An 8,052-nucleotide genomic window follows, 5' to 3' on the forward strand; every position below is an offset into this window, starting at 1 on the left:
AGCACCCCCAGCGAGGAAATCCTGGCCGGCATCTACGCCCAAGTCCTCGGATTAGAGCGCGTCGGCGCCGACGACTCCTTCTTCGAACTCGGCGGCGACAGCATCTTGTCTATGCAAGTGGTAGCGCGGGCGCGGGCGGCCGGTCTCTTGTGCCGGCCGCGTGACATTTTCGTTGAGCAGACGGTGGCCCGGCTTGCGCAGGTGGCCAAGGCCACCGACGGTGAGATCGGCGTGATCGACGAAGGTATCGGCCCGGTGGTGGCTACCCCGATCATGCGTTGGCTGCAGAGTGTCGATGGTCCGATCGACCAGTTCAACCAAACTGTCATGGTGCAGGCCCCGGCGGGGGCGACCGAACCCGACGTGGTGGTGCTGGTGCAGGCTTTGCTGGATCGGCATCCAATGTTGCGTCTGCGTGTCGACGACGACGGTGCCGGGGGATGGACGCTGGCGGCGCCTGAGCCCGGCGCCGTGCAGGCGGCAGGGCGCCTCAACACCGTCGAGGCACTTGACGAAGCGGCGCTGGTGGCAGCACGGGCGCGGTTGAATCCGGCCGCCGGCGTGATGCTGAACGCGCTGTGGGTGACCTCCACACGACAGTTGGTGCTGATCGTTCACCACTTGGCTATCGACGGGGTGTCATGGCGAATCCTGTTGGAAGACCTCAACATCGCCTGGGTGCAGCACCACAGCGGGCAGCCGATCGCGCTGCCAGTAGGTGGCACCTCGTTTGCCCGATGGTCGGCGATGCTGGCCGAGCACGCGCGCACCCCGGAAGTCATCGGCACCGCTGACCCATGGCGGCAGGTGGCCGCGACGCCGAGCGTGCTGCCGGCGGTGCAACCAATGGTCGATACGTTCGCGACGGCCGGGAACTTGTCGGTGTCACTCGATGCCGAGACGACCCGGATGTTGTTGGGGCAGGTGCCGACTGCGTTTCATGCCGGAGTGCATGAGATCTTGCTGATCGGTTTTGGGTTGGCGTTCGCGGAATTCCTGGGCACCGCTGAGGCCCCGGTCGGCATAGATGTGGAAGGCCACGGCCGGGATGAGGAGCTGGCCGACGGGGTGGACTTGACCCGCACGGTGGGCTGGTTCACCACCAAGTACCCGGTGGCGTTGAGCGTCGGGGGGCTGGAGTGGGCACAGGTGGCGGCTGGTGGGCCCGGTCTGGACGCAGTGGTCAAGGACGCGAAAGAACAATTGCGCGCTCTACCGGACGGCCTGACTTACGGCCTGTTGCGGTATCTGAACCCGGATGTCGGCCTCCAGGGAGCGGATCCGGTGATCGGCTTCAACTATTTGGGTCGGTTGGGCGCGGCAGCAGCCGAGACCCACGATGGTCTGTGGCGGATCAGCCACGACGGCTTGTCGCACATGCCTGCGGCCGCCGCAATATCGATGCCGTTGATGCACACCGTGGAGCTCAATGCGGCCACCGCTGACACCGACACCGGCCCGCAGTTGCAAGCAAATTGGACATGGGCACAATCGGCGCTGAATCGCGCGCAGGTAGATCGGTTGAGCCGGTTGTGGTTTGAAGCGCTGGCCGGGATCTGTGCGTCGGTGCGTGCTGGTGGGGGTGGATGGACCCCGTCGGATATCGCCCCCGCGCAACTGAGTCAGCAGCAACTCGATGAACTGAGCCTGCGATACGACGTCGCTGACGTGTTGCCGTTGACCCCGCTGCAGCAGGGGCTGCTCTTTCACGCGGGAACCGCGCTGGAAGCCGGCGACGACGTTTACGCGGTGCAGTTGGAGATCACCATCGCCGGCCCATTAGAGCCGCCGCGGCTACGTGATGCAGTGCGCGGGTTGACCAACCGGCATCCGCATTTGGCGGCGCGATTCTGCACCGATTTCGACCAGCCGGTGCAGATCATCCCGGCTGATCCAGTCCCGGCGTGGCGTTATGTCGAGTTGGACGCCGGCGCTTCAGAGGTCGATGAGCAAGTGAGGCAGATCTGCGCTGCTGAACGCGCCGCGGTGCGCGATCTGGCCGATCCGCCAGCGTTTCGCGTGGCGCTGATCCGTACTGGGCCGGATCGGCACCGTGTGGTGATTACCAATCACCACATCGTGATGGACGGTTGGTCAACGCCCATCCTGCTGCAGGAGATAATCGCCGGCTACTACGGTCAGCCGCTACCCACGGCCGCGTCCTACCGCAGCTTTATCACCTGGCTGGCCCAACGAGACCTGGAGGCCGCTCATACGGCTTGGCGAGAGGTACTGGCTGGTTTTGACGTCCCCACCCTGGTGGGCACGCCGGGACGTTTGGAGCTCGGGCGGCGAGGTGTGGCCTCATTCCACCTGACGGAGCAGATTACGCGTGAACTCAACGAGCTGGCTCGGGCCCAGCACGCCACCGTCAACCTCGTGCTCCAGGGCGCCTTTGCGCAACTGCTGTGCGGGCTGACCGGCCAACACGACGTGGTTTTCGGGACCGCGGTATCAGGGCGGACGACCGAGGTTGCCGGCGTGGAGTCGATGATCGGGTTGTTGCTCAATACCGTTCCGGTGCGCGCGACCATCACGGCGGCGACCACCACGGTCGAGCTTCTGGAGCAGCTGCAAACCTTGCACAACCACACCATCGAGCATCAGCACCTGGCCCTCAACGAGATCCACCGCGCAAGCGGTCATGACCAACTGTTCGACACCCTGTTCGTCTACGAGAACTACCCGGTCGACATCGCCGCCTTGTCCGGCGAACACGAGTTCGCCATCACCGAATTCGACTCGCGCGAACACAACCACTATCCGCTCGCGTTGATGGCCGGGCCCGGATCCGAACTGGCGATCCGCCTCGAATACGACACTGAGGTGTTCGAGCCGGCCAGCATCGAAGCGCTGATCGGTCGGCTCCAGAGGGTGTTGATTGCGATGACGGCCGATCCAGAACGGCGGTTGTCCTCGATCGATGTGGTCGACGCCGCTGAGCACGCACGTCTAGATGGCTGGGGTAGTGGTGCGCTGTTGACCGCGCCGGGGACACGTGCAGTGTCCATCCCGGGGTTATTCGCTGCGCAGGTGGCGCGGGTTCCGGAGGCGGTGGCATTGACCTTCGAGGGCCGTTCGTGGACCTATCGGCAGCTGGATGAGGCATCGAATCGCTTGGCGCACTTGCTAATCGATGGCGGGGTGGGTCCAGGTGGGCGGGTGGCGTTGCTGTCGTCACGGTCAGCTGAGGCGATCGTGGCGATCCTGGCGGTGCTGAAAACGGGGGCGGCGTATGTGCCGATCGACCCGGCGCATCCAGACACTCGGATCGGGTTTGTGCTCTCAGATGCCGCGCCGGTCGCGGCGCTGACCACTGCTGGTTTGCGCTCGCGGTTGGCCGGACATGAGTTCTTGGTCATCGACATAGATGACCCCGCTATCGACGCTCAGCCCAGCACCGCGTTACCGGCGGCCGGGCCGTCGCAAGAGGATGTCGCGTACTTGATTTACACCTCGGGGACTACCGGGGTGCCCAAGGGAGTCGCGATCACTCACCGCAATGTGGTCGGGTTGCTAACTGCCTTGGATACCCGGATAACACTGGCCGGGCGTGTGTGGTCACTGTGGCATTCCTTGGCGTTCGACGTTTCGGTATGCGAGATGTGGGGCGCCCTCTTGTACGGGGGTCGGTTGGTGGTGGTACCCGAAGAGGTGGCTCGCTCGCCGGAGGACTTCCTTGCGTTGCTGGTCGCCGAGCGGGTCGGTGTATTGAGTCAAACGCCATCGGCCTTCTATGCCCTGCAGGCCGCTGATGCGTTGGCTCCCGAACTGGCAGGCCAGCTCGCATTGGACGCGGTGTTGTTCGCCGGCGAAGCGCTGGAGCCGCACCGTCTCGGGGGGTGGTTCGACCGTCATCCGGGCTCGCCACTGTTGCTGAATTTGTACGGCACCACCGAGACCACGGTGCATGCCTCGTTCCGTGAGATCGTCGCCGACGATGCCGAGGGCACGGTCAGCCCGGTCGGGGTGCCGTTGCCGCATCTGGGCTTTTATGTGCTGGATGGCTGGTTACGCGCGGTGCCGGTCGGGGTGGTCGGTGAGTTGTACGTGGCCGGGTCCGGGGTTGGCTATGGGTATGTGGGTCGGTCGGGATTGACGGGGTCGCGGTTTGTGGCGTGTCCGAACGGGGCGCCGGGGGCGCGGATGTATCGCACCGGGGATCTGGTGTGGTGGGGTCCGGATGGGCAGTTGCGGTATGTGGGGCGTGCGGATGAGCAGGTCAAGATTCGTGGGTATCGCATCGAGTTGGGTGAGGTGCAGGCGGCGCTGAACGCTCTGGCTGGGGTGGAGCAGGCGGTGGTGATCGCGCGTGAGGACCGTCCGGGTGACAAGCGGTTGGTGGGGTATGTGACCGCATCGCCGCGGGTGATGGCAGATCCCGACGGGATCCGCGCGCAGCTGGCCGAGCGGTTGCCGGCCTATATGGTGCCCACCGCGCTGGTGGTGATGGAGGCGTTGCCACTGACCCCGAACGGCAAGCTGGACAAGCGCGCGTTGCCGGCGCCGGAGTATGCCAATGCCGATCGCTACCGCGCCCCGTCCAGTGCGCTCGAGGAGATCCTGGCCGGGATTTATGCGCAGGTGTTGGGGTTGGAGCGGGTTGGGGTTGATGACTCGTTCTTCGCCTTGGGTGGGGACAGCATTTTGTCGATGCAGGTGGTGGCCCGGGCCCGGGCCGCGGGTCTGCTTTGTCGCCCGCGGGATGTGTTCGTCGAGCAGACCGTGGCCCACCTAGCCCGGGTGACCCGGGTCCTTGACAATGCCGCCGGCGTGATTGACGAGGGCCTCGGCGATGTCGTGGCCACCCCGATCATGGGCTGGCTAGCGGGTGTGGACGGTCCGGTCGAGGAGTTCAACCAGACGATGGTGGTGCAGGCCCCCGTCGGGGCAACGCCCGCTGACGTGGTGGTGGTTGTGCAGGCGTTGTTGGATCGGCATGCGACGTTGCGGCTGCGTGTCGAGGACGGCGGCACCGGAAGTTGGGCGCTGCAGGTGCCTGCCGGCTCGATGCAGGCCAGCGATTGCCTGCAGGTGGTCGAGGTGCTCGATGATGCGGTGGTGGTGGCGGCGCGGTCGCGGTTGAACCCGGCGGCCGGTGTGATGCTCAGTGCGTTGTGGGTGACCTCCACACAACAGTTGGTGTTGATCGTTCACCACCTGGCAGTGGATGGGGTGTCGTGGCGAATCCTGTTGGAAGACTTGAACATTGCCTGGGCCCAGCATCACAGTGGGCAGCCGATCGCCCTGCCGGTCGGTGGAACGTCGTTCGCGCGATGGTCGGCACTGCTGGCCGACTACGCGCGCACCCCCGACGTCGTTGCCCAAGTCGACGCGTGGCGGCAGGTGGCCGCGACCCCGGCGGCGTTGCCAGCGGTACAACCCGGTGTGGACACGTTTGCCGCGGCGGGCACCGTGTCGGTGCAGTTGGATGCCGCGACGACACGGATGCTGTTAGGGGAGGTGCCGGCGGCGTTTCATGCTGGCGTGCAAGACATTCTGTTGATCGGCTTCGCGTTGGCGGTGTCGGAGTTCCTGGGCGCCGACGGTTCGCCTGTCGCCATTGATGTTGAGGGTCATGGTCGTGAGGAGGAGCTGGCCGACGGGGTGGATCTGTCGCGCACGGTGGGTTGGTTCACCACTAAGTATCCGGTGGCTCTCAGCGTTGAAAAGCTGGACTGGACGAAGGTGGTCGCCGGTGAGTCCGTCTTGGGTGCGGTGGTCAAAGATGGCAAGGAACAACTGCGCGCCCACCCCGACGGGTTGACCTATGGGTTGTTGCGCTATCTGAATCCCGATGTGGAGTTGGTTGGGACCGATCCGGTGATCGGGTTCAACTATCTAGGCCGGTTGGGCGCGGCCGCAGCCGAGGTCTCGGACGATTTGTGGCGGATTTCGGCCCAGGGCTTGGCGTTGACGGGGGCGGCTGCGGCGATCGCAATGCCGTTGATGCATACCGTGGAGTTGAATGCGGCTACTGCTGATACCGATGAGGGTCCGCGGTTGCAGGCGAATTGGACGTGGGCACCCTCGGCGCTGGACCAGGTGCAGGTAGATCGGCTGGCGCGCTTGTGGTTTGAAGCACTAACCGGGATCTGTGCGCATGTGCGTGCCGGTGGGGGCGGGTTGACGCCCACCGATATCGCTCCGGCGCGGTTGAGCCAGCCCCAGCTCGCTGAGCTTGAGCAGCAATACCGGATAGCGGATGTGTTGCCGTTGACGCCGTTGCAGCAGGGGCTGCTGTTTCACGCCGGTAGCGCGGAGGACGACGATGTGTATGCGGTGCAGGTCGACATCACCATCGCCGGCCCATTGGACTCCGACCGTGTGCGGAACGCAGTACACGAGGTGGTCCGACGCCATCCGCATCTGGTCGCCCGGTTCTATGACCGGTTCGAGGAGCCGGTGCAGATTATTGAAGCTGATCCCGAACTCCCCTGGAGTTACCGGGATTTGGGTGCACAGGATGCCGGTGGTGTCGAGGAGCAGGTCCAAGCGGTGTGTGCGGCTGAGCGCGCGGCGGTGTGCGATATCAGCGATCGGTCGGTGTTTCGCGCGGCGGTGATCCGCACGTCCGCTGATCGGCACCGGTTTGTGCTGACCAGTCATCACATTGTGATCGATGGTTGGTCGTTGCCGGTGTTGTTGGGTGAGATTTTCGCCGGCTACTACCGTCAGCCGCTGCCACCACCTCCCTCGTATCGCAGGTTTGTCAGGTGGCTCGCCGGGCGTGATTTGGACGCTGCTCGCGAAGCCTGGGGGCAGGTGCTGGCCGGGTTCGACACCCCGACCCTGGTGGGTCGGCCGGGTCGGGTGGGGTCGGGCGCTAAAGGTGTTGTTACTCATCAGCTTTCTGAGCAGACCACCGGGGCGCTTGGCGAGTTGGCCCGCTCTCGTCGGACCACGGTCAGCACGGCGTTGCAGGCGGCGTGGGCGCAGGTGTTGAGCTCGTTGACCGGTCATTGCGATGTGGTGTTCGGCACCGCGGTGTCCGGGCGTCCGGCCGAGTTGGTCGGTGCGGAGTCGATGGTGGGGTTGTTGATCAACACAGTGCCGGTGCGTGCCACCCTCACCGCGACCACCACTACCGCTGACCTACTCGAGCAGCTGTTACGCGATCACCACCGCACGCTGGAGCATCAGCATCTGGCGCTGCCGGAGATTCACCGGCTCACCGGCCAGGATCAGTTGTTCGACACGCTGTTCGTCTTCGAGAACTATCCGGTCGACACCGCGGCGTTGTCGAGTGAACATGACTTGGCCATCACTGACTTCCGCACGCGCGAATCCACGCACTATCCGCTGACCGTGGTGGCCGGGCCTGGGGTCGAACTGGGGCTGCGTGTCGAGTACGACACCGAGGTGTTCGACCCGGCCGGCATCGAGGCGCTGCTCCAACGGTTCGACCGTTTGGTGGTCGCGATGACCACCGACCCGTCCCAACAACTGTCGACGATCGCGATGCTCGACGATTCTGAGCGCGCCCACCTCGATGAGATCGGCAACCGGGCGGTGTTGTCCCGGCCGGCACCGCCGGTGGTGTCGATTCCGGTGTTGTTCGCCACGCAGGTGTCACGCGTCCCGGAGGCGGTGGCGATCAGCTGCGGGGAGCGGTCGTGGAGTTATCGCGAGCTCGATGAGGCGTCGAATCGGTTGGCGCATCAGTTGTTTGCTCGCGGGGTTGGGCCGGGTGAGCGGGTGGCATTGGTGTTGCCGCGGGCGGCCGAGGCGATTGTGGCGATGTTGGCGGTGCTCAAGACCGGAGCGGCGTATGTGCCGATCGACCCGGCGCATCCAGATGCGCGGATCGGGTTCGTGCTCGCTGACGCCGCCCCGATCGCGGCCATCACCACCGCGGGGCTGCGGTCTCGGCTGGCCGGTCGCGACGGGCTCGCCCTGATCGATATCGATGATCCGGCCATTGACAGTCAGCCCACTACCGCACCGTCGGCGCTGTCGGCGCTGTCGGCGGACGACATCGCCTATCTGATTTACACGAGCGGTACGACCGGGACCCCGAAGGGGGTGGCGGTGGCGCACCGCAATGTGGCG

The 8,052-nt window shown here is 65.1% G+C and carries 1 protein-coding gene; it reads left to right on the forward strand.

The features are described from left to right. Positions 1-8,052 (forward strand): amino acid adenylation domain-containing protein (locus tag ACIA48_RS30200; protein ID WP_396739994.1); only part of this gene is annotated, 8,052 nt, incomplete at both ends.

This window comes from Mycobacterium sp. NPDC051804, assembly GCF_044452905.1.
Lineage (GTDB): Bacteria > Actinomycetota > Actinomycetes > Mycobacteriales > Mycobacteriaceae > Mycobacterium.